Here is a 23,133-nt window from a genome sequence, read left to right as displayed (position 1 = left end):
AAACTTATCGAATGAAAAAAATCATCACCCTGCTTCTTGTTTTGGCAACAAGCACATCCTCCGTTTTCGCACAACAACCCGTAGAATTTAAGCTAAGCTGCTCAGAACCTTATGCCGTTTATGACTTTATTACCAAAATATCAGACAACTATCCTGATAACGAATTAAAGTCTATTTTTTCAAATTCAAAATACAATACCGAGGCGTTTAAAAAACAGATTGCAGACTTTGAACAGTTGCCAATTGATTATACCTATGCTTTTACGCAATATCCATCTCCTCTAAAAACAGGACTGATGTCACGCGATATGTTGGAAAGAAATCTGGCTATCAGTCAAACAATTGCCGATTTCAGGAACAAATCCTTAGGCCTTATACCCAACGAGTACTTATCTGTATTTTCTGAAACCCTGGAAAATTTCCTGCCCATATACCGCGAGCTTGTTTTTGAACCCAACAAAACAGCCTTTGAAGTCCAGAAAAACAACCTGCAGAACTATATCAAAAACAATCAGTTTTCCAACTTTTTCCAGACAGGACTCACTTTCTATAACACCAACTGGGACAAAAACATTCCGTTTGAACTCAACCTTCTTCCTTCTTTAGACAAAGGCAATCTGGGAGCAAGAGCTTTTATTAATGTTGCTGTTTGTGAAGCTCCTTTGGATTTAAAAGACCATGTTTCCTTTTTTAGCGTTGCCATGCACGAAATATACCATATTGTTTATGACAATCAGTCGTTGCAAATGAAAGAAAATATCCAAAAATGGTTTAACGAAACCAAATCACCTAACAGCCAATATGCCTTATTGCTAATGAATGAAGTATTGGCTACCGCATTAGGCAATGGCTATGTAATTGAGCAAATCAATAAAAAGGCAGATGATGGCGAATGGTATGCCAATAAATATGTATCTGAAATGGCAAAAGCAATTTATCCGGTACTGAAAAAATATATTGAAGACAAAAAACCAATGGATGAAGCATTTGTAAAAGCCTATGTAAACACTTATGATACTCAGTTTCCACAGTGGAATAATGAACTTTCACACCTATTTGCTTACCGTTACATTGTTGCCGATACTCCTAGCGACTGGACTTATTTCAGAAGAAATTTCCGTAAATATTCGAATAACAGAATGGGGGCTCCGGTTAGCGCCACCGAAGTGGAAAAAACAATGGCTATGCCTATAACAAAAGTAGTTGTCATTTCGCAAAACCATGAACAAAAACTCAACCTGCTAAAAGACTACTTCGACATACTTAAAAACAAAAAACTAAATCCGAAGGCTGAATTTATTGAAATTTTTAACCTTCCGGACAATACCAAACTGTTTATCATCAACCGCCATAAATCAACGGTAGAAGACATGATGAATAAACGTTTTCCAAACAAACTTATCAAATAATAATGGAGAATATTCAACTAAAAAAGGTCACCTTAAATGATATCGACCAATTGCAAAAAATTGGTCGGCAGACTTTTTTCGAAACTTTTGCCGAAAGCAATACCGAGGAAAATATGAAGGAGTATCTTGAGAAAAGTTTTTCAACCGAAAAACTACATTCGGAACTCAGCAATACCAACTCGGAATTTTATTTTGCGTTGGAAGAAGATACCGTTATCGGATATCTGAAAATTAACTTCGGAGCATCGCAAACCGAATTAAAAGATGACAAGGCACTTGAAATTGAAAGGATTTATGTGCTTAAAGAATTTCATGGAAAGAAAGTCGGCCAACTGCTCTATGAAAAAGCAATACAGATAGCAAAAGAAACAAAAGCCGATTATGTCTGGCTTGGCGTATGGGAAGAAAACCATCGGGCTCTTGCTTTCTATAAAAAGAACGGCTTTGTCGAATTTGACAAACATATTTTTAGATTAGGCAATGACGAACAGACGGATATAATGATGAAATTGCAGTTAAAGCTTTAGTTAAAAGGACATGCGAAAAATGTTTACTTTTAATCGTTTTTTCATGTGGACTTTGCGACTTAGCGTCTTTGCGGGCAATTTTCACGCAAAGACGCTAAGTCGCAGAGCAAAATTGCTTTAAAACATATTTTGATATAGCTCCCAGCATCGATAATAACTAAAATAATGGATACCATATTGCTTTATGACTCCACAAACTATCTGATTTCATTTATATAGAATTATGTTTCGGATGTCTAATGACAACAGGATAACATTAGGCAGATTTATACAGAAATTAAACATGATAAAAGGTCTTTTTGACAAAACGGATAAAATATGAAATTACAGAAACTGAGTTCTAGTTTAATAGTTGTTATCATCACAATTTTTATTTCCTCTTGTGATGGTTACAAAAATGTGAGCGGAATAATTATTGACAAACAGACTCGTGAGCCAATTGAAAAAGTCATGCTGAGAGAAATTGGTAAGCATGATACGATATACACAGATGCTAAAGGTTTTTTTGAAATTCATTACATGAGCGGTTTTGTTTTTTCTTCCAATAATACAGAATTGATAGTTCAAAAAAAGGGATACCGTACAGATACTATTAAAATAGAAAATGGAAAAAACAAAACTATAGAATTGATTCTTAATTAAAGCTTCTACAAAAATGCCATTTACTTTTTCTCATCCGGCTATAGTTTTACCAATGACATTTCTAAACAGAAAATGGTTTTCATTGACAGGGCTTGTAATTGGAAGTATGACTCCTGATTTTGAATATTTTTTAAGGATGAAAACCTCTAGCAACTACAGTCATACAATAGCAGGTGTTTTTTGGTTTGATTTGCCTTTAGGAATTATATTGAGTTTTATTTTTCATAATATTGTCCGCAATAACTTATTCGATAATTTGCCTGTTCCATTAAGATTAAGGATTTCAACTTTCAAACAGTTTGACTGGAATAAATACTTTCAGAAAAACTGGTTAATCGTAATAATTTCTATTTTGATTGGTGCCTTTTCGCATATTTTCTGGGATGGATTTACACATCAGCATGCCTATTTTGTTGAAAAAATTCCATCACTACAAAATACCATTAGGCTATTTGAAATGCAAATACCTTACTGGAAGGTTTTGCAACATTTAAGTACCTTTATTGGTGCCCTGATAATTCTTTTTGCAATACTCAGGCTACCAAAAGATACAAAAGCATTCAAACCATTAAACAGGAGATACTGGATTGTTTCAATGTGTTTGACGTTGGCAATTGTTTTTATTAGACTTTTTTGTGGATTGGATTATAAATTATACGGACATTTAATCGTGACTATTATTTCAGCTTGGTTTATTTCGTTGATATTAACTCCTATTTTAATTAGAAAACACAATTCGCCTAATATATAATTACAACTACTTAGTTTCTTATTATAAAATCCCAACCAGTAAATGAAAAAAATTACTGAAATATTAAACCAAGAAAATGAAGAAGAAATTATCCTTCAAATTGGAGAAATTATATGGCATAAATTGGATTACAATTATGAAAACATTTCCAATCTGAGTGAAGTTGAAAAAACGTTTGTATTTGTTGATATTTTGGAGGGGCAAGTAAATAATGGCGGATTTGACCAATTCTTTTTTAATAGTTCAGGCGATTACACATATGAGGTATTAAAAGCATATGAAAATATTGGTGCTTATAAAACCGCTAAATTAATCTATGAAGCAATTCGAATTTTTCCACAAAATCCAATATCAAAAGATACACAAACAAGGAGAGAAATAATGAAAAGTCTTAACGAGGGAATTTCTGAAAAATGGGACCAACTCGATGATAAGTTTTATGAATATGAAGATAATATTATAAAACTTCTTGTTGAGTATTTTAAAGAGAACAACAAACAATTTTAGTAAAATCTTCTAAAGTTATAAACAATGAGAAAACTTCTTTTTTCAATCTTACTTGTAATAAATCTAACCAACACCTTTGGACAAAACCTAAATGAAGAAAAATATAGATTTGCAAAAGAAGTCTTTAACTCAAGCAAATACAAAAAAGGCAATTATCCAAGATTTCAAGAAAACATTCAACTCGTTGCAGATAACAGTTATCAATTTGGAGAAAAAATTATAACTGTTTCAATTGAAAATAAAAGCTATGAAATACTTTTTAAAAAGGGAATATTTAATCCTGATATAATTGTTGGAAAAGAGACGGTAAAGAAAAGTAAGTCCCAACTTGATTCATTAACAAGTGACCAAAAAATAATTTATAACTTCATTCGAAATGATAGTTTATCAATTTGTTGTTTTGAAGAACTTGAAGAGTTGAATCCAAATCCTCAAACTAAACGCTTTAAATTTTGGTTAATTCAAATTGGTGTAATCAATCCTACTGAATATTATATTGAATTCCATAATAAAAAAGCAACCAAAAAAACTTCAATTGAAGAATTTATTGAAAATGCTAAAATGACGTTTTATCATAAAGGAACCATCATAATATAAACTGTTAAAGTCAAGTGCTGCGTATTATCTTCTTGCACAAACTCAAAATAATCTCTTACTTTACTTAAAAAATACAGCTCCCGATATGAAAAAAGCGGCAATCACACGGCTGAATATCCTCCAAAAAGCTTTTGAGCTGATATATGAAAAAGGATACCTGACTACCAGTATTGATGAAATTCTGGCCACAACCGCTGTCACCAAAGGAGCTTTTTACTACCATTTCAAAAACAAAGACGAAATGGGTATTGCCATCATCAACGAATTACTAAAACCATCATTTAAGGCTACTTTCCTAACTCCACTACAATCAGGCGGCGATACCATCCAGACTATCTATGACATGATGCGTGAGATACTTATGGACAATGAAATTCTTAAAGTTGAATATGGCTGTCCGGCCTCTAATCTTACCCAGGAAATGGCTCCCTGGAACGCTGAATTTACAAAAGCACTAAACGACCTGTCGTTAGAATGGAAAGATGCTATTATTGGCTGTATCGAAAATGGTAAAAAAGAAGGAAATATACGACCGGAAGTAAAAGCAGAGCAGGTTGCTATTTTTATCATGTCTGGCTATTGGGGCATCCGGAATATAGGCAAACTCAGCAATAGCAAATCGGTCTATCTTGTCTATCTACAACAGTTAAAAGACTATCTCGAAACCTTGCGTTAATTTTTTTATCTAAAAACATACTAATTAGTATGTTTTTTATTTACTTTTGTTCGCATCAAACAAAATAGTCTTTCACAGCTATGTATCAAACCCTTACTTTTCTGCATTCTACATTGCGTTGGCTTGTTTTAATCAGCCTGATAGTTGCTCTTTATAAAGCTTATCGCGGTTATTTTCTAAAAACTGCATTTACAAAAAAAGACAATGCCATCAGACACTGGACTGCTACCATAGCACATCTCCAGCTAATGATTGGGATGACATTATATTTTCAAAGTCCTATAATCAAGTACTTTCTCAAAAATTTCAGTGCTGCTAAAGAAAATTTCGATTTATTATTTTTTGGTCTCATACACAGCACTCTTATGCTAATAGCCGTAATTATTATTACCATCGGTTCGGCTATGGCAAAAAGAAAAACTCTGGATAATGAAAAATTTAAGACTATGCTTATCTGGTATGGCTTAGCCCTATTCCTGATTTTCATTGCCATACCCTGGCCATTCTCACCTTTCGCAAACCGACCTTATTTCAGATAATATGCTTACACTACTAAAAACTCCTATCGGACGCCTCCGGCTTCTTGGCTATGTCGAAGGCCTTTCCCTGCTCGTACTTCTTTTTATAGCCGTACCCTTAAAATATGCAACGGAAAATCCTTCGCTTTCAAAAATAATAGGACCCACCCACGGTGCCTTGTTCCTGCTCTTTATAATAAACACCCTAAGCGTTGGAGTCGAGCAGCAATGGCAGTTCAGAAAAACGACCTACAAAGTCCTATTGGCGTGTATTATTCCTTTTGGCACCTTTTATATAGACCGTAAAATCCTAAGAAAAATATGAAACGGATAATTATTATTGTTGGTGTATTGCTTCTAATCTATATCGGATATCGTATTTACAGAATTTACACTTTAGACAAAGGATTGGACAAGTTATTATCTGAAGGAGCCATTATTCTCGACGTACGCACAGAAAATGAATATAAGATGGGCCATATCGAAGGTTCGCTCAATATATCCTTAGGTGAAATCCGTAATCGCTATACTGAACTCGACACTGCAAAAACCTATATCACCGTATGCTCGCATGGTCTTCGCAGTGTCAAGGCCGAAAATATCCTGAAAGAAAAAGGATTTAAGAAAGTATATAACGGAGGTGCGTGGAATGATTTACAGGAAAGTGTTTTTTTTAGGCACTAAGGCATTAAGATTCTGAGGTTCTGAGTCCTAAGTTAATCTGTTTTGTCTTAAAAGTGACAGCACTAAAAGATGCTTATTTCAATTCTTTTTATTTGGGTATTGTGACTTTAAAATCTGTTCAACTACCCGAATAAGTGCTAAAAATAAAAGCTACTGGCGAAGTTAGCTGATTATAACAAATAAAAAGTCAATTCATTACTTATCTTTGTTATACCCCGACAGCAAATAAACCATAAAACGTTTTATGAAAACAAGAAAAATCTGGGCCAATCTGGGTGTTGAAGATTTAGAACGCACAACTGAATTCTATACTCAAATAGGCTTTCAACCAAATGGAGTTTCTAAAGAACTGACCAGTTTTTTGGTTGGCGATGACAATTTTATCATCCATTTCTTTTTAAAGGAAATCCTTAAATCCAATACCAAAATAGAATTAACCGACCCAAAACAGGGCAACGAAATAATATTTACCCTTTCTGCCGAAAGCAAAGAAGAAGTAAACCAATGGCAGGAAGCAGTTAAAAGTGCAGGCGGGACAATTATTTCCGAAGCAGAAGAATTTGGAAAAGGATATTATGGGTTTGTTTTCTCTGACCCTGACGAACATAAATTCAATTTGTTTTATATGTAAAGAGTCAACTGCCCATATAATCCTACAATAAATATTTATATTTGGTGCAAACATCAATCAGAATGCACATCAAAATCAAAACTCTCATTTTTTGCCTACTGGCGGTTTCTTCGCTTTACGCCCAAAAAGCCAAAATAGAATACCTGCCTGACTTGCCGTATGACAAATACGAAATCCAAAACAAAAAGGACACACTTACATTCTATCTTTCTGTAACAGCTTCAAAAGAAAAATTACCTTTGGTGGTATATGTTCAGGGCTCTGGCAAAAACTCACTGTTTGCCATGAGAAATGGAAAAGTAGTTCCTACCAACGGACACAGCTCATGGTATACAGTCGCGCAGGAAAAATTTAAGGTACTGATTATTGAAAAACCGGGTGTAAAATATCTTCAAGACGGGTCTAAAAATTTTGATAAAAAATTTTCTTTAGAAAACTGGAGCAATACTATCACAAATGCCATCAATTACGTCCTTAAGAAGGAATACATTGACAATCGCAAAATACTCATTGCCGGACATTCTGAAGGAGGCATTGTTGTTTCGAGAGTAGCTGCCCTGATGAAAGATACCGTTAGTCATGTTGCCATATTAGCCGGAGAAGGTCCGTCGCAATTGTATAGCCTGTATAAATTTGCAGAAGACGGCACTTTTTTTAATACCGAAGAACATAATATGCCGTTACCGGAACAACGTATCGATTACGTAAAAAACACATGGAACGATATACTCTCTGACCCCAACAATACCACTAAAAATTTCTGGGGATTCTCCTATCTCCGATGGTCGAGTATGTTAAAAACTTCGGTTATTGACGAACTGGAAAAATACAACGGAAAAATACTCCTGTTGCAAGGAACAGCAGACAAGGCCGTTTATCCTGAATCGGCAACAATAGCCTATACTACATTACTCTCCAAAGGAAAAAATATACGTTTGGAACTTATAAACAATGCCGACCATTCCTTTAATATATCAGACCAGCCCCAAACAGATGGCTGGAGAATGGTTATTGAAAAAACACTCCAATGGTTCAACCAATAAACAGAAAAAAATTACATACCTTTAAAACTACTCCAATCAAAACCAATAACCAATGAAAAAAGTAATTTTAGACCTGGCCGTAACACTCGACGGATTTATTGAAGGACCAAACGGAGAAATCGATTGGTGCATTATGGATGAAGATATGGATTTTGACGGCTTCCTTGACAGCATAGATACCATATTCTACGGAAGAGCGAGTTATGATGTCTGGGGCAACTATCAGCCGGAAGAAGGAGCCGGTATTGCAGAACAAAAACTATGGCAGGGTGTCCATTCAAAAAACAAATTTGTTTTCTCCGGTCAGAAACGGCAAGACCCAAACGCCACCTTTATCAGTTCTGACATAGTTGAAAAAGTAGCCGAAATCAAGCAACAGGACGGAAAAGATATCTGGCTGTATGGTGGTGCCGGACTTATCAAAACCTTCATACAGTCAGGGCTTATCGATATTTACAGGATATCCGTACATCCGGTGGCTTTAGGTAGCGGTAAACCTTTATTTGAAGACCTCAAACAACGGGTAGAATTGAAACTTCTCAAAACCAACACTTTTCAGTCTGGCGTCGTACAGCTAATCTACGAACCGGTTCGGTAGTATAAAACAATCATCATCAAAAAATCAAATGAAACGGATAACCACTATTGCAACGGCTCTATTACTGGCAACTCTTTTTTCCTGTGAACAAAAGCCAAAAACACCTATACCAACAGAAAATTCGCAAAAGACTGTTGAAAAACCGCAGGAAATAGCCGTCAATTTGCAACCAACCCTGGACAGCCTGAAAAAGATAATCGGTAACAAATGGGTAAAGCAAAATCCTGTGCTTGAACCCACCCAACCTTCTTTCTTTACGAAGGAAAATGAAAACAGTTATTTTATTTGTCCACTGCAAATTAGTGGCCTGGACATTCCTTTTGTTTGGGACGACAATTTCGCTCTGGTTGATTTCCTGCTTGCCCAAAACAGCAACACAACCTTAAAAAAAGGAGTCAAAGCCGACAAAGATTATAAAGGCACCAAAATAATATGGAATCAAACAATTGACGGACTTATCTGGCTGGACAATAGAACCTATAAGTCGGCAATAACTGACTGGTATGTGATTGAAGATACAGATTGTCCGGGAACAATCTCTTTTCCAAGCGTATCTTTTCAAAAAATCAACACTGTTACTGAAAGCAGCGTAGTTAATCCGAACGGTTTGGCCATTATTCCGTATAGGGAAAACAGCAAGATTAAAAGCAGTGAAGCAGAAATAAAGAACAAAAACGGGAAAACAATTCAGGGAACAGGTTATGACATCAATGGTGACAGTATTCCTGATATTTTCACCTATATTGAAACAGTAGAAGAAATGGCTGTTTATAAAAGATTATACATCAACGTTAACGGACAATGGAAATGCAAATGGGTTCATCTGGACGAAGAATGTATATAAGAGCAAAATACTCAAAAGGGTTAGACAACTATCATAAAAAAAGCCATTCTTTTCAGAATGGCTTTTGTATATCAGGAAAACGGATTAGAATTTAAAACGTTTTCTGTCATTTTCATTTAAGTAAATCTTTCTCAAACGTAAAGATTTTGGCGTAACCTCAACATACTCATCTTTCTGGATGTATTCAAGCGCCTCTTCTAATGAGAACTTGATAGCCGGAACGATTCTTGTCTTTTCGTCCGCTCCTGAAGAACGAACGTTAGAAAGTTTTTTCGTTTTAGTTACGTTTACAGTCATATCATCGCTACGTGTATTCTCGCCAATTACCTGACCTTCATAGATATCTTCGTTTGGATCTACAAAGAATTTACCTCGGTCCTGTAATTTATCGATAGAATAAGGAATTGCCTTACCATTTTCCATAGAAATCAATGAACCGTTATTTCTTCCCGGAATCTCTCCTTTGTATGGCTCATAACCTATGAAACGGTGTGCCATGATGGCCTCACCTGCTGTAGCTGTCAATAGCTGGTTACGCAAACCGATGATTCCACGTGAAGGAATATTAAATTTCACAACCATCCTGTCTCCTTTTCCTTCCATAGAAAGCATTTCGCCTTTACGTACAGACACAAATTCTACTGCTCTTCCTGAAAGATTTTCCGGAAGGTCGATTGTCAATTCTTCAATAGGCTCGCATTTCACACCATCAACCTCTTTAATGATTACCTGAGGCTGACCAATCTGTAATTCATAACCTTCTCTTCTCATTGTTTCAATAAGAACTGACAAGTGAAGAACTCCACGACCAAAAACCATGAACTTATCAGCAGAATCAGTCTCACCAACACGCATTGCAAGGTTTTTCTCCAACTCTTTTGTCAAACGCTCACGAATATGTCTTGAAGTTACGAACTTACCTTCTTTTCCAAAGAAAGGAGAATCGTTAATCGTAAATAACATACTCATCGTAGGTTCATCGATAGCAATAGTCTGTAATGCTTCCGGATTTTCAAAATCGGCAATGGTATCACCAATTTCAAAACCTTCAACACCAACAATTGCACAAATATCACCTGCTACTACCTGCTCCACTTTTTTACGGCCAAGTCCTTCAAAAGTGTGAAGTTCCTTGATACGTGATTTTATAACTTTACCATCTCTTTTTACCAAAGAAATAGGCATTCCTTCTTTCAATATCCCTCTTTCAAGACGTCCAATAGCAATACGTCCTGTAAAAGATGAAAAGTCTAAAGATGTAATCAACATTTGTGGTGTTCCTTCAGAAACTTTTGGAGCAGGAACATGCTGGATAACCATATCCAAAAGAGGCTCAATATTTTGAGTCTGTTGTTTCCAATCCTCAGACATCCAGTTGTTTTTTGCAGAACCATAAACCGTTGGGAAATCCAATTGCTCTTCAGTAGCACCAAGTTCAAACATCAGGTCAAAAACTTTTTCGTGTACTTCCTCAGGAGTACAGTTTTCCTTGTCTACTTTATTGATTACCACGCAAGGTTTCAATCCAAGATCGATTGCTTTTTGCAACACGAAACGCGTTTGCGGCATAGGACCTTCAAAAGCATCTACCAAAAGGCAAACACCATCGGCCATATTCAGGACACGCTCAACCTCGCCTCCAAAATCCGCGTGACCCGGAGTATCGATAATATTGATTTTTGTTCCTTTGTAAACAACAGAAACGTTTTTAGAAGTAATCGTAATACCTCTCTCACGCTCCAAATCGTTATTGTCAAGAATCAGGTCTCCCGTATTTTCGTTTTCGCGGAAAAGCTGGCAATGGTACATAATTTTATCAACCAAAGTAGTCTTACCGTGATCGACGTGGGCAATAATTGCAATGTTTCTGATAGATTCCATCTGATTTTTTTTGAAGGTGCAAATTTACACATTATTTTGACATAAAAAATGTTTTTTCCTATGGACTTAACTTATTCATAATAAGCCAGTAACTCAGGATTCCATAATTAGCACCTAACCCAATTTTTTAACATAAATAATCTGAACAAAAAGAGTTTTACCTTTATCTTTACAATGAAGAACATACCCCATGTACAAACCTTCCAATAAAATAATCTCCATCTATCTTGTGATTGGAATCCTATGGATTTTAGTCAGTGACCGCTCATTTGCCTATTTTGGTTTTAATGGCGACAGCATTCTCTTCCAAACGCTTAAAGGAATTGGTTTTATTGTAGCCTCGGGAGCTCTCTTCTGGGTAATGCTCAGGAGATATGAAAACAAAAACCAGAAATACCTCAACAGGCTAAAAAACATTACAGAAGAACTTACCCTTTCCAATAACAGATATACCGTAGTAACCAAAGCAACCAACAATATTATCTGGGACTGGGACTTTAAGAAAGGCAGGGTTATCTGGGGTGAATCGCTTACAAGAATCTTTGGCTATCCGGAACTTGAAAACCACAGTACCTGGTGGACTAACAAAATTCATCCGGAAGACAAAGAACGGGTTGCAAAAAGATTCGACAAGTTTATCGAAACTTCAAATAAAGAAAAATGGTCAGACGAATACCGCATCATTACAGAATCCGGAGACATCCGGTATATATATGACCGGGGATATATCCTATTCAACAAAAAAGGGAAACCCCTCCGCATGATAGGTTCTCTGGAAGACATTACAGAAAGGAAAATCAATGAAGAGCAACTCAAACAGCTTAATCTTCAACTTAACAAAAGAATGGAAGAGCTTGCTGTTTCCAATGCCGAGCTGGAACAATTTGCCTATATTGCTTCACACGACCTGCAGGAGCCTTTACGCATGATAACAAGATTTTTATCAGAAATCCAAAGAAAATACAATGACAAACTGGATGACAAAGGCAAAGAATACATTCATTATGCCGTTGACGGTTCTCACAGGATGCGCAATCTTATACTTGACCTTCTGGAGTATTCCAGAGTTGGGAAATTCGACCAGACCATCGAAACAATCGACCTCAATACGCTAATTGAAGAAGTTGTCAATTATCACGAAACTTTTATAAAAGAAAGCAAGGCAATTATAAAATGGAGCCATCTGCCTACTATCCAAAACCGTAAAACACCAATACAGCTTGTTTTTCAGAACCTAATCAGCAATGCCCTAAAATACCACAGCGAATCAGAGCCACCATTAATAGAAATAACATATCAGGATTTGGATAACCGCTGGCTTTTTCTGGTTAAGGATAACGGAATTGGGATAGACCCTATGTTCAGTGAAAAAATATTCGTCATTTTCCAACGGCTTCATGCCAAACATGAATATTCAGGAACCGGGATTGGTTTGGCAATCTGTAAAAAAATCATAGAAGCCCAAGGTGGAAAAATCTGGGTAGAATCAGAAGAAGGTCAGGGCAGCACATTTTATTTTACTGTAAGCAAATAAGTGAATAGTTTTATTATATTTGTTAAATTCTAATCTGTGCCCAATGGAATCAATTGTTATTTTACTGATTGAAGACAATGAAGGCGATATCCTGCTAACAAGAGAAGCCCTGGGCTATGGCAGTATACGAAAAGAAATCTCAGTCGTAAAAGATGGATGGGAGGCTATACAGTTTTTAGAAAAAAAGGGAGCTTATAAAAATGCTATAATGCCAGACCTCATCCTTCTGGATATAAACCTCCCAAAACTAAACGGCCATGAAGTTTTGGCCAGAATTAAATCGAATCCCCAAATTCAACATATACCTGTAATTATGCTAACCACATCGTCATCTGAAAGCGACATACTGAAGAGCTATCAAAACCACGTAAATTGCTTTATAACAAAACCCATCGAAGCCGATAATTTTTTGGAGACGGTAGCCGCAATTGAAGAGTTCTGGCTATCAATGGTTCAACTGCCTAAAAAATAGTAACCGATGACGTTTCAAAAAGAAGGTATTCACTTTTTAATAATCGAAGACAATCAGGGCGACCTGGTGCTGATTAAAGATTATATAAGAGAAGAATTCCGTCATCCCGTTTTTTATGAGGCCAGGAATCTCAAAGAAGCCCGGAACATTCTGAATACGGAAGAAAAAATAGATATTATTTTTCTGGACCTGATTCTTCCCGACGGAGAAGGCGAACGGCTTTTGAATGAAATCATCCCCATATCGAGAGACATTCCGATAATCATACTAACCGGATTTTCTGACAAGGAATTCAGCATCAAGTCACTTTCGTATGGAGTTTCCGACTACCTGCAGAAAGAAGACCTGAACGCTTCTTTGCTTTTCAAAACGATACTCTACAATATCGAACGCAAGAAAATAGCACAGAAGCTGAGCGATTCAGAAAAAAAATACAAAGATATTTTTCAATACAGTCCGCTGCCAAAACTAGTCTATGACATTGAAACGCTACATGTTTTGGATGCCAATGATGCCGCTATAAGAAAATACGGCTATACCAGAGAAGAATTCCTAAATCTGAAAGCTTCCACCCTTGTAGCCAAAGATGACACTGAAAAAGCCATGGCTTTAGTAAAATCACTTAGGGAAAATGGAAAATTTGTGGAAATGTCTTTCAAACATACCACAAAAAATAGCGAAACAATTGATGTCATTACCCAAGGCAATGAAATTAATTTCAATGGAAAAAGAGCCCGACTTGTATTAGTAACAGACGTTACAGAAAGACTTAAAACCGAAAAAGAGAATGAACTGAACGAACAAAGGTTCAAAGCCCTGGTTCAGGACGGTTCAGAACTGATTTCCATTCTTGACACTGATGGCGTATTTACTTATATCAGCCCGAATGTTCAGACCAATTACGGAATAAATCCGGATGATTACATCGGTCTCAATGCCTTCGACCAGCTTCACCCGGACGAAAAGGAAATTTTCAAACAGGAATTTTCCAGATTAAAAACAGAAAAACGCATTGCCACCCGGCCGTTCCGATACATTGGTATAAACGACAATTGGCGATGGCTCGAAGCCAATGTCATCGACATGAGAGACAATGCCGCAGTTAACGGAATTGTACTCAATGCGCGTGATGTAACCGAAAGGATTGAAAACGAACTTAAAATCAAGGAAAGCAACCTTCGCTATGAAGCTATCGCAAAGGCAACAAGTGATGCGATATATGAATTCGATGCTGAAACAAAGAAAATATACATTGCAGGCTCCAATTACAAAAAAATATTCGGATTTGATTTTAAAGACCAGCAGTATCTGGATTTGGATTTTTGGGTATCCCGGCTGCATCCTGACGAAAGAGAGGAAGTCAGGGAAAAAATTGCCGCTATAAAAGAAGATTCTTCAGGTTCGCACCATGAAATAGAATACCGTTTCCGCAAACAGGATGACACCTATGCCCATGTTTTGGACCGCTTTGACCTGATATGGGAAGATGGCAAACAGGTTAAAAAAATAGGTGCCCTTCAGGATATTACAACACGCAGGTTCCAGGAAACCATACTTGCATTTGAAAAAGACACCTACAGGCTTAATGCGGAACCCAACAAATCATTAAAGGACGTTTTGGAGAAAGTAATCCAAAACATCGAAACTTTGATGCCGGATGCCTTATGCTCCATTATTGAAATCAAAAACCATAAGATAAAACACTTTGTAGGCAATTCGCTTCCAAAAGGTTATATCGAATCTATAAACGATATTGATTCGAAAAAAAGTATCTTTAAAAACGAAAGTGCTTTTATTTCCGATATTGAAAAAGAACCACTCTGCAAAAATTTTGCTCCGGCTGCCATAGCCAATGGTCTAAAATCCTGTTGGTCGATCCCGATTAGAAAAACAGACGGTTCCAGTCTGGCCAGTTTCGTAACCTATTACAAAACCAACAGAGAGCCTAATCCTAATGAAATCTATCTGCTCGACCGCATTGCCAATCTGGTAGGCGTAGTGATTGAAAACAGACGGGCCGGCGAAGAATTAAAAGAAGCCATAGACCGCTATGACATTGTTGCCAAAGCAACCAGTGACACCATTTGGGATTGGAAAATTCAGGAAGATGATTTTCAATGGAACAAAGGAATCCGCAGTGTTTTTGGATACAAAAAAGAAGATGTTGGCGATACATCAAAATGGTGGTTTGACAGAATACATCCGGAAGACAGCCTTAGAGTATCGGTTAAACTATACAATTTTCTTGAGAAAAAAGTTGAAAAATGGCAGGATGAATACCGTTTCAAATGTATTGACGGTACCTACAAACACGTTTTTGACCGAGGCTTCCTGATTAAAAACAGCAATGGTAAACCAATACGAATGATTGGTTCCATGCAGGATGTCACCAAGCAGAAAGAGGAAGAACAGCGACTAAAGCTTCTGGAAACTGTTATTACACAGGCCAAAGATGCGGTCATCATTACAGACAATGATACTTCTGAAACTTCTATTCCAAAAATTATCTTTGCCAATCAGGCATTTGCAGAAATGTCCGGCTACAAGGCATCTGAAGTCATTGGAAAATCACCATTACTCTTCAGAGGTAAAAATTCTGACGAATCGGAATTGAAAAAACTGGTTACGGCTATCAAAAATGAAGAGGAAACACAGATTGAAACCATTAGCTACAAAAAGAATGGTGAAGAATACTGGGTCAGCTTTTCCATGATTCCAATTACAAACAAAGAAGGACAGCTTTCACACTGGATTTCGATACAGCGGGACATTACCCTTCTGAAAAGACAGGAAAAAGAACGGGAACAGCTCATCCGTGAATTAACACAAAACAATAAGGATTTAAAACAGTTCTCTTATATAACATCACACAATCTCAGGGCGCCGTTATCCAACCTAACCGGGCTTTTGAACCTGATTGAAGATATTCCTATAGAAAATGACGACCTGAAACTCATACTCAATGGCTTTACAAAGTCTACCCATCTTCTAAACGAAACCATAAATGACCTTGTCAAAGTTGTTATTATCAAAGACAATCCGTCTATCCAGAAAGAAGAAGTTCTTTTCAGTGAAGTATTCGAAACTGTTTTTGACCAGCTAAGCTATCTTATAAACCTGCACCAGCCAATCCTGAAAATCAATCTTGAAAACGACTCGCTTTCAAACATGAACAAGGCTTATCTGGAAAGCATCATGTTGAATTTGCTTACAAATGCCATAAAATATAGGAATCCTGCAAAAAAATTAAAAATAACTATCACTACAAAGGAGAAAGTTGATAAGACAATTCTTACCTTTGAGGACAACGGAATAGGAATCGATATTGAACGAAATAAAGACAAGATTTTCGGGCTATACCAAAGATTCCATAATTATCCGGACAGTAAAGGACTCGGGTTATATCTTGTCAAATCTCAAGTTGAAACGATGGGCGGAACAATTGATGTTCAAAGCCAGGTAAATAAAGGAACTAAGTTTACATTAACATTCAAAAAGGAATAAAATGCTACATAAAATCTTATGTGTGGATGATGATCCAATTACTCTAATGCTTTATAAGATGGTAATTGCCAAAGCGTCTTTTACAGAAGAAATAATTACTGCAAAAAATGGCCAGGAGGCTATGGACTATTATGAAAAGCTTAAAGCTAATAATGAAACCCATTGTCCTGAACTTATCTTTTTAGACCTGAACATGCCGGTTATGGGTGGTTGGGAATTTCTCGACAATTTTACTAAAAAGGAGTATCAGGAATTCAATACAAAAACAAAGGTTATTGTACTTTCATCTACTATTGACCCGACAGATATTGAAAAATCAAAGACCTATCCCATTGTAATCGACTTCTTGTCTAAGCCCATTACAAAAGAAATGCTGGAAGACCTCAAAGACAAATTATAAAAAAAGCTCTCAAAATTGAGAGCTTTTTTATTTTGGTAATTTTAAAACTTGGTCCATATCTCGTTAGTGACTCGAAATACGAATATAAAAAAAGCCCTCTGATGAGGGCATTTTATATTTTAGCGATTCAGCACCTGATTAAAGAGCAGAAACGTGTTTAGTCAATTTAGATTTTAAATTGGCAGCTTTATTATTGTGGATAATATTTTTCTTAGCCAATTTATCAATCATAGAAATAACACCTGATAGTTTTGCAGCAGCATCAGATTTATCAGTAGCCAAACGCAAAGCTTTGATCGCATTACGAGTAGTTTTGTGTTGGTATCTGTTTAATACTCTTTTCTTTTCGTTACTTCTGATTCTTTTTAGAGCTGACTTATGATTTGCCATTTTCTTCCTTTTTTTCTTTAAATGTTTTTTTGTAGTCCGTAGGGGAATCGAACCCCTGTTACCAGGATGAAAACCTGGCGTCCTAACCCCTAGACGAACGGACCTTGAATCCTTCTAAGTTAGTTTATACTTTCAATAAACTTTGAACTTGTAGCCCGTGGGGGAATCGAACCCCCCTTACCAGGATGAAAACCTGGCGTCCTAACCGATAGACGAACGGGCCTTGCTTCTCTAATGCGGATGCAAAAATACAACTATTTTTTATTCGCACAATAGCTACCTCAATTTTTTTTTATTTTTTTTAGTATGCCTTTGCGAAAAGCACTCTTCCAACAGAAGGTTTTCCAGTAAACACGCAGCTTCCGGACTCTTCTACTCTATCCAAAGCAATACACCTGATTGTTGCTTTAGTAAGGTCTTTGATTTTCTCTTCTGTCTCAGGAGTTCCATCCCAATGAGCCGCAATAAAACCTCCTTTATTCTCTAAAACATCTTTAAACTCATCAAAGGAATTTACTTCGGTGATATGTGTATCCCTGTATTCCAATGCCTTACTAAACAAACTATCCTGAATTTCTTCCAACAGGCCGTTAATATGGCTTACTATATTATCCTTTAAAACGACTTCTTTAGACAAAGTATCTCTTCTTGCCACCTCAAAAGTTCCGTTCTCCAAATCTTTCGGACCAACTGCTACCCTAACAGGAACACCTTTTAATTCCCATTCCGCAAATTTAAATCCTGGCTTCTGGGTCGTCCTGTCATCGAACTTGACAGAAATTCTTAGTTTTCGCAATTGTGACACTAATGTATTTGCAGCTTCAGTTATGGCTGCAAATTCTTCATCCGTTTTGTAGATAGGAACAATCACGACTTGAATTGGCGCCAGATTTGGAGGCAAAACCAATCCGTTATCATCAGAATGCGTCATAACCAAAGCTCCCATCAGACGTGTCGAAACACCCCAGGAAGTTCCCCAAACATGCTCTTGCTTTCCTTCTGCATTGGCAAATTTAACATCAAAAGCTTTCGCAAAATTTTGCCCTAAGAAATGGGATGTACCGGCCTGCAGGGCCTTTCCGTCCTGCATCAAGGCTTCTATACAATAGGTTTCTACTGCTCCGGCAAAGCGCTCCGTTTCCGTCTTTACTCCTTTGATTACAGGAATGGCCATAAAATTCTGTACAAAATCAGCATACACATTCATCATTTGTTCTGATTCTGCTATCGCTTCGCTTTGTGTCGCATGAGCCGTATGTCCTTCCTGCCATAAAAATTCGGCCGTCCTCAAAAACAAACGGGTTCTCATTTCCCAGCGCACTACGTTTGCCCACTGGTTAATCAGAAGTGGCAAATCTCTATAAGACTGTACCCACCCTTTATAAGTAGACCAGATAATAGCCTCGCTCGTTGGACGGACAATCAATTCCTCTTCCAGCCTGGCATTAGGATCCACCATTAATTTCCCCGGTTTATCCGGATCATTTTTTAATCTATAATGAGTAACGATTGCGCATTCTTTAGCAAAACCTTCTGCATTTTTCTCTTCAGCCTCAAACATGCTTTTGGGTACAAATAGCGGGAAATAAGCATTCTGATGTCCGGTTTCTTTGAACATTCTGTCTAACTCCGCCTGCATCTTTTCCCAGATGGCATAACCGTATGGTTTGATAACCATACAGCCTCTAACCCCTGAATTTTCGGCTAAATCTGCTTTTACTACCAGTTCATTATACCATTTGGAATAATCTTCTGATCTTTTTGTAAGGTTCTTACTCATATTGAATAGTTTGGCACAAATATTGTTTAACTTTATTTAACTAGATAATTCAGCAAAACTAATTATTTTTGTATTGTCTTTTGTATTGTCCAACAATAAAATTGCTCTAGATATGAAAACTTATTACATTTCCCCAAAATCAGCATCCCTTTATTCATTAATCGGATTGCTGGCAATTCTTATGACTTCATGTGGGTCATACCAGAATTCATCTTATTATGATTCCGATGGAGTTTACAACAATAACGAAAGAAGATCTAACACTACTGCAAACAATGAAAGTAGCAACGGCTACAGAGAATATTTCAGATCGCTTCAGGATGATCCTGAAATCTTTACCGATTCAAACAATTATGCATCACACCGGCTTATAACGATACTACTTATGTAGCTACTGCAGCATCCTATCCTGCCTGGGGAAGCAACTCTGATAATGTAACTGTAAACATTTACGACAATAGTTGGGGCTGGAATAATTGGTACGGACCAGGCTGGGGCTGGGGTCTTGGCTGGGGAGGCTGGTATGGCGGTTGGGGCTGGAATAGCTGGTACGGATCAAGTTGGGGTCTTGGCTGGGGCTGGGGCTGGAACAATTGGTACTATCCTTATTACGGCGGTTGGAACCACTGGCATGGAGGTCACTACTACAATAACTACGCTTATGCCAACGGAAGAAGAAGCTACTACGCCAACAACAGCTTTGGAAGAAACAATTATTACAGAAGCAATTCTGCAACAAGAAGCTACAGAAGCAATAATGCATACAACACTTCGAGAAGAGGGGAAGGAACTTATTATTCCAACCGAAATTCAACAAGATATAACACAACCGGAACCCGTAGCAACAGTACTACAAATTCAAGAGACTATAATTCAAGCTCAAGAGATTATAACACAACACGAAACAGTTATAATACCACAAGAAATAACAGCAACAATTACAGTACTCCAAACCGAAGCAATTCTACAAGAAGCCAAAATGTGGCACCATCAAGACCATCATACAGCAGCCCTAGCTCAAGCGGCGGCGGAAGATCATCAGGTGGAGGTTCCTATGGCGGCGGCGGAAGATCTGGCGGCGGTGGCGGCGGACGAAGAGGATAACACTTAATTTAATGATACAGAATGCCTATGTCTAAACGTAAAAGTTATAGCATAGGTATTTTTTTGAACCCCTAAGAAAAAAATTAACCCTATGAAAAAGTATTTTTTATTTATGATTGCGGGATTTGCTTTAAGTGCTCAGGCACAAGAAGTTTCCGATGCCATGAGGTATGCTCAGGACAACCTGACCGGTACGGCCCGCTTTAGAGGGATGAGTGGTGCTTTTGGTGCTCTTGGAGGCGATTTTTCGGCAATTAGCGTTAATCCAGCCGGAAGTGCAGTTTTTACGACCAATCAGATTGCCATAACACTTAGCAACTACAGCATCAGTAACAAGTCACGCTATTTTGGCACCACCACTAAAGAAAGAGACAATAGTTTTGACCTGAACCAATTGGGAGCTATCTGGGTTTTCGAAAACGAAGATGCTTCAAGCAATTGGAAAAAATTTACAGTTGCGGCGAACTATGAAAATGTTTCCAATTTCGACAATCAGTTTCATGCTGCCGGATTTAATCCTACGAACTCCGTGTCGCAGTATTTCTCAAGCCATGCCAACGGAATTCCGTTAGGTGATATTACCAATTTGCCTTTTGAAGCACTAACATACAGAGAACAGCAGGCTTATTTCGGCTATTACGGCTACCTCATCAATCCTGCTACCAATACCGACAACAATACGGTTTATACTCCAAATGCACCTGTTGGCGGCAATTATTTCCAGGAGAATTTTATTGAGACTAGCGGATATAACGGAAAGCTTTCCTTTAATGGAGGAGTGCAATACACAGACCGGTTTTATTTTGGTCTTAGCCTGAATTCACATTTCACAGACTATACCCGCGTAACCAACTTCTATGAAGATTATTTGGATACGCCTGGCAATAATCCAAATTCAGGACCTCAGGCTTTGCGTTTCCGAAATGAATTATACACTTACGGTAACGGATTTTCATTCCAGGTTGGAGCCATTGCTAAAGTAACTCCTGAATTCCGCATTGGACTTGCCTATGAATCACCTACCTGGTTTCGTCTGAATGAAGAGTTACGCCAGAATCTGGTCGTAGACTGTCCGGACTGCGGAACCCGCAACCCTGTAATTGTCGATCCGAATATAACCATGATTTATCCGTCATATCGTTTACAAACGCCTGGAAAATACACAGGAAGCTTAGCCTATGTTTTTGGAAAATATGGACTAATCAGTGTAGATTACGCCATGAAAGATTACAGTAATATCCGCTTCAGACCAAGCAACGACTACCGCCAAACAAATGCACAATTAGAATCACTGCTTGACGTAACATCTGAAGTACGCATTGGTGCTGAGGCAAAAGCAAAACAATGGAGTTTCAGAGGCGGTTACCGTTTTGAGCAAAGCCCTTATAAAAATGGAAAAACAGTTGGAGATCTGCAAGGATTTTCAGCAGGTCTTGGCTATAATTTTGGAGGAACAAGGCTGGACGCGGCATATTCTTATGCCAAAAGAGACATACAGCAGACTTTCTTTTCACAAGGACTTGTTGACCCGACCACAGTCAAAACTGTCAGCAACAATGTAACACTTACATTATTGATGGATTTATAAAAATATATCTTTTACACATAAAAAAGCCTCTGCAAATGCAGAGGCTTTTTTATTAAAACTCATAATCTTTTTTATACGATTTCTTTTCCTGAAGGAATTCGAGTTTGTTTCCTTCCGTCCTGAATTTTGTACGGATAGACCTCCTGCCCTTCTCTATATCCGAAACAAAACTGAAAAAATGCAGATGTGGTCCGGATGACCAGCCAATATTGCCACTAAGTCCGATTTTATCTCCTCTTTTAACAACATCTCCTTTTTTGACCAAAGAACCTTTGGTGTCAATGTGCGTATATTCCGCCATTGTTCCATCTTCGTGATAAATCACGATATAATTATTAAATTCCGCACAGTCTTTCGACATACAGGTTTCCGTATTGCTATCCTGAACATCAACAACAATACCATCTCTGGCAGCCGTAATTTCAGTACCGACAGGCATGATGAAATCAAGGGCAAATTCACCCTGATGTGAAATCTTGCCATTATACCCCTGTCCAATACTATATTCTTCTCCTTCTTTATATGGCAGACTATACGGGAAATCGATATCATATTTCCTTAGATTGATATCACCCAGGAAAAATGAGCTCTGGTATTTAAAATTAAATTCCTTTTTAAGATTAATTACTGAAATTTCCATCAGCACAAATCTTTTTGCCTTTGCCGGAACCAGTACATAAGGCGCTTTAAGGCTGCTTTTCATATTAAGAAGCTCTGTCCGTATCAAGACAGAAACCGGACAAAACTCATTATTGTCAGCAAAAACTACCGTCTTTCCTTCAATAAACTCCCTATATACCTTAACATCCCGTTGCTGTGCCAAAAGCATCAAAGGAGCCAGCAACAAAAAGAACATTCCTATTTTCTTCATAAAAACCATCATAAAATATAAAAACGCAATATATCAAAACTAATACCGATATAAAACGGCTTTCTTCTGAATCTATTTTACATCCAACTATTTTTCTTACTATAAAGTCAACCTCATAAAATTTACCCAACCATAGTGCTACTATTCATAAAAAGCTTAATTTTGCACTCCAATTTACAATT

The 23,133-nt window shown here is 37.3% G+C and carries 25 protein-coding genes and 2 tRNA genes; 21 read left to right on the top strand and 6 right to left on the bottom strand.

The window, feature by feature from the left end:
• Positions 1 to 11: 11 nt before the first annotated feature.
• From B0G92_RS07470 to B0G92_RS07405, 14 genes are all read left to right on the top strand, one after another.
• Complete coding sequence (locus B0G92_RS07470) at positions 12 to 1,409, top strand: hypothetical protein (RefSeq protein ID WP_101471638.1); 1,398 nt, start codon at positions 12 to 14, stop codon at positions 1,407 to 1,409.
• Between the two features lie 2 nt (positions 1,410 to 1,411).
• The gene (locus B0G92_RS07465; RefSeq protein WP_101471637.1) at positions 1,412 to 1,936 is read left to right on the top strand and encodes a GNAT family N-acetyltransferase; all 525 of its coding nucleotides are present in this window, start codon (positions 1,412 to 1,414) and stop codon (positions 1,934 to 1,936) included.
• 318 nt (positions 1,937 to 2,254) lie between these two features.
• Positions 2,255 to 2,578, top strand: coding sequence for a carboxypeptidase-like regulatory domain-containing protein (locus tag B0G92_RS07460; RefSeq protein WP_101471636.1), 324 nt, complete (start codon positions 2,255 to 2,257; stop codon positions 2,576 to 2,578).
• Positions 2,579 to 2,591: 13 nt separating this feature from the next.
• Complete coding sequence (locus tag B0G92_RS07455; protein WP_101471635.1) at positions 2,592 to 3,329, top strand: DUF4184 family protein; 738 nt, start codon at positions 2,592 to 2,594, stop codon at positions 3,327 to 3,329.
• 42 nt (positions 3,330 to 3,371) lie between these two features.
• On the top strand, positions 3,372 to 3,836 hold the full coding sequence (locus B0G92_RS07450) for a DMP19 family protein (RefSeq protein WP_101471634.1): 465 nt from the start codon (positions 3,372 to 3,374) through the stop codon (positions 3,834 to 3,836).
• 24 nt (positions 3,837 to 3,860) lie between these two features.
• Positions 3,861 to 4,433 (top strand): hypothetical protein, encoded by a 573-nt coding sequence (locus tag B0G92_RS07445; protein ID WP_101471633.1) that lies wholly within the window; start codon positions 3,861 to 3,863, stop codon positions 4,431 to 4,433.
• Between the two features lie 85 nt (positions 4,434 to 4,518).
• Positions 4,519 to 5,109, top strand: coding sequence for a TetR/AcrR family transcriptional regulator (locus tag B0G92_RS07440; protein WP_101471632.1), 591 nt, complete (start codon positions 4,519 to 4,521; stop codon positions 5,107 to 5,109).
• 80 nt (positions 5,110 to 5,189) lie between these two features.
• A complete protein-coding gene (locus tag B0G92_RS07435) occupies positions 5,190 to 5,648 on the top strand; it encodes a hypothetical protein (protein ID WP_101471631.1) in 459 nt (152 codons plus the stop codon).
• A gap of 1 nt (position 5,649) precedes the next feature.
• Positions 5,650 to 5,952, top strand: coding sequence for a DUF3817 domain-containing protein (locus tag B0G92_RS07430; RefSeq protein WP_101471630.1), 303 nt, complete (start codon positions 5,650 to 5,652; stop codon positions 5,950 to 5,952).
• Positions 5,949 to 6,311, top strand: a complete 363-nt coding sequence (locus tag B0G92_RS07425) for a rhodanese-like domain-containing protein (RefSeq protein ID WP_056069992.1) — start codon at positions 5,949 to 5,951, stop codon at positions 6,309 to 6,311. The genes B0G92_RS07430 and B0G92_RS07425 overlap by 4 nt, the downstream gene beginning before the upstream one ends.
• Before the next feature lie 244 nt (positions 6,312 to 6,555).
• Positions 6,556 to 6,942 (top strand): VOC family protein, encoded by a 387-nt coding sequence (locus tag B0G92_RS07420; protein ID WP_101471629.1) that lies wholly within the window; start codon positions 6,556 to 6,558, stop codon positions 6,940 to 6,942.
• Between the two features lie 62 nt (positions 6,943 to 7,004).
• On the top strand, positions 7,005 to 7,985 hold the full coding sequence (locus B0G92_RS07415; protein WP_101471628.1) for an alpha/beta hydrolase family protein: 981 nt from the start codon (positions 7,005 to 7,007) through the stop codon (positions 7,983 to 7,985).
• A gap of 52 nt (positions 7,986 to 8,037) precedes the next feature.
• On the top strand, positions 8,038 to 8,583 hold the full coding sequence (locus B0G92_RS07410; protein ID WP_101471627.1) for a dihydrofolate reductase family protein: 546 nt from the start codon (positions 8,038 to 8,040) through the stop codon (positions 8,581 to 8,583).
• A gap of 28 nt (positions 8,584 to 8,611) precedes the next feature.
• Positions 8,612 to 9,427, top strand: coding sequence for a hypothetical protein (locus B0G92_RS07405; RefSeq protein WP_101471626.1), 816 nt, complete (start codon positions 8,612 to 8,614; stop codon positions 9,425 to 9,427).
• 84 nt (positions 9,428 to 9,511) lie between these two features.
• Here the strand turns inward: B0G92_RS07405 and typA are convergent, their stop codons facing one another.
• Entirely contained in the window at positions 9,512 to 11,308 is a 1,797-nt protein-coding gene (gene typA, locus B0G92_RS07400; RefSeq protein ID WP_056069986.1) for a translational GTPase TypA, read from the bottom strand.
• A 190-nt stretch (positions 11,309 to 11,498) separates the two neighbouring features.
• On the opposite strand from typA, the gene B0G92_RS07395 reads away from it, so the two are divergent.
• The 4 genes from B0G92_RS07395 to B0G92_RS07380 are packed head-to-tail and all read left to right on the top strand — an operon-like array spanning position 11,499 to position 17,218.
• Positions 11,499 to 12,842 carry a sensor histidine kinase gene (locus B0G92_RS07395; RefSeq protein ID WP_101471625.1) on the top strand — a complete coding sequence of 448 codons (1,344 nt, stop codon included), beginning with the start codon at positions 11,499 to 11,501 and terminating at the stop codon, positions 12,840 to 12,842.
• A gap of 43 nt (positions 12,843 to 12,885) precedes the next feature.
• Positions 12,886 to 13,314: a response regulator gene (locus tag B0G92_RS07390; RefSeq protein ID WP_056069980.1), complete on the top strand. Its 429-nt coding sequence runs from the start codon at positions 12,886 to 12,888 to the stop codon at positions 13,312 to 13,314.
• A 6-nt stretch (positions 13,315 to 13,320) separates the two neighbouring features.
• A complete protein-coding gene (locus B0G92_RS07385; RefSeq protein ID WP_101471624.1) occupies positions 13,321 to 16,818 on the top strand; it encodes a PAS domain S-box protein in 3,498 nt (1,165 codons plus the stop codon).
• 1 nt (position 16,819) lies between these two features.
• Positions 16,820 to 17,218 (top strand): response regulator, encoded by a 399-nt coding sequence (locus B0G92_RS07380; protein WP_056069976.1) that lies wholly within the window; start codon positions 16,820 to 16,822, stop codon positions 17,216 to 17,218.
• 138 nt (positions 17,219 to 17,356) lie between these two features.
• On the opposite strand, the gene rpsT is transcribed toward B0G92_RS07380, so the two are convergent.
• The 4 genes from rpsT to proS all read right to left on the bottom strand — a co-directional run bounded on the left by rpsT (position 17,357) and on the right by proS (position 19,388).
• Positions 17,357 to 17,608, bottom strand: a complete 252-nt coding sequence (gene rpsT / locus B0G92_RS07375) for a 30S ribosomal protein S20 (RefSeq protein WP_056071401.1) — start codon at positions 17,606 to 17,608, stop codon at positions 17,357 to 17,359.
• A 32-nt stretch (positions 17,609 to 17,640) separates the two neighbouring features.
• Positions 17,641 to 17,712 (bottom strand) — tRNA-Glu (locus B0G92_RS07370).
• Between the two features lie 47 nt (positions 17,713 to 17,759).
• Positions 17,760 to 17,831: transfer RNA gene (locus B0G92_RS07365), tRNA-Glu, on the bottom strand.
• Between the two features lie 78 nt (positions 17,832 to 17,909).
• The gene (gene proS, locus B0G92_RS07360; RefSeq protein ID WP_101471623.1) at positions 17,910 to 19,388 is read right to left on the bottom strand and encodes a proline--tRNA ligase; all 1,479 of its coding nucleotides are present in this window, start codon (positions 19,386 to 19,388) and stop codon (positions 17,910 to 17,912) included.
• Positions 19,389 to 19,500: 112 nt separating this feature from the next.
• Here proS and B0G92_RS16770 point away from each other — a divergent pair, with 112 nt between their 5' ends.
• From B0G92_RS16770 to B0G92_RS07345, 3 genes are all read left to right on the top strand, one after another.
• Positions 19,501 to 19,779 carry a hypothetical protein gene (locus B0G92_RS16770; RefSeq protein WP_101471622.1) on the top strand — a complete coding sequence of 93 codons (279 nt, stop codon included), beginning with the start codon at positions 19,501 to 19,503 and terminating at the stop codon, positions 19,777 to 19,779.
• 270 nt (positions 19,780 to 20,049) lie between these two features.
• Complete coding sequence (locus tag B0G92_RS16765; RefSeq protein ID WP_143395002.1) at positions 20,050 to 20,499, top strand: hypothetical protein; 450 nt, start codon at positions 20,050 to 20,052, stop codon at positions 20,497 to 20,499.
• A gap of 84 nt (positions 20,500 to 20,583) precedes the next feature.
• Positions 20,584 to 22,080, top strand: coding sequence for an OmpP1/FadL family transporter (locus B0G92_RS07345; RefSeq protein WP_101471620.1), 1,497 nt, complete (start codon positions 20,584 to 20,586; stop codon positions 22,078 to 22,080).
• A 52-nt stretch (positions 22,081 to 22,132) separates the two neighbouring features.
• On the opposite strand, the gene B0G92_RS07340 is transcribed toward B0G92_RS07345, so the two are convergent.
• On the bottom strand, positions 22,133 to 22,951 hold the full coding sequence (locus tag B0G92_RS07340; protein WP_157486139.1) for a M23 family metallopeptidase: 819 nt from the start codon (positions 22,949 to 22,951) through the stop codon (positions 22,133 to 22,135).
• Between the last annotated feature and the right edge of the window lie 182 nt (positions 22,952 to 23,133).

Origin of the sequence: Flavobacterium lindanitolerans (assembly GCF_002846575.1) — a bacterium.
Taxonomy (GTDB): Bacteria; Bacteroidota; Bacteroidia; order Flavobacteriales; family Flavobacteriaceae; genus Flavobacterium; species Flavobacterium lindanitolerans.
Note: the sequence above shows the minus strand (reverse complement) of the source record. Positions and strands in the feature narration are given on the sequence as shown.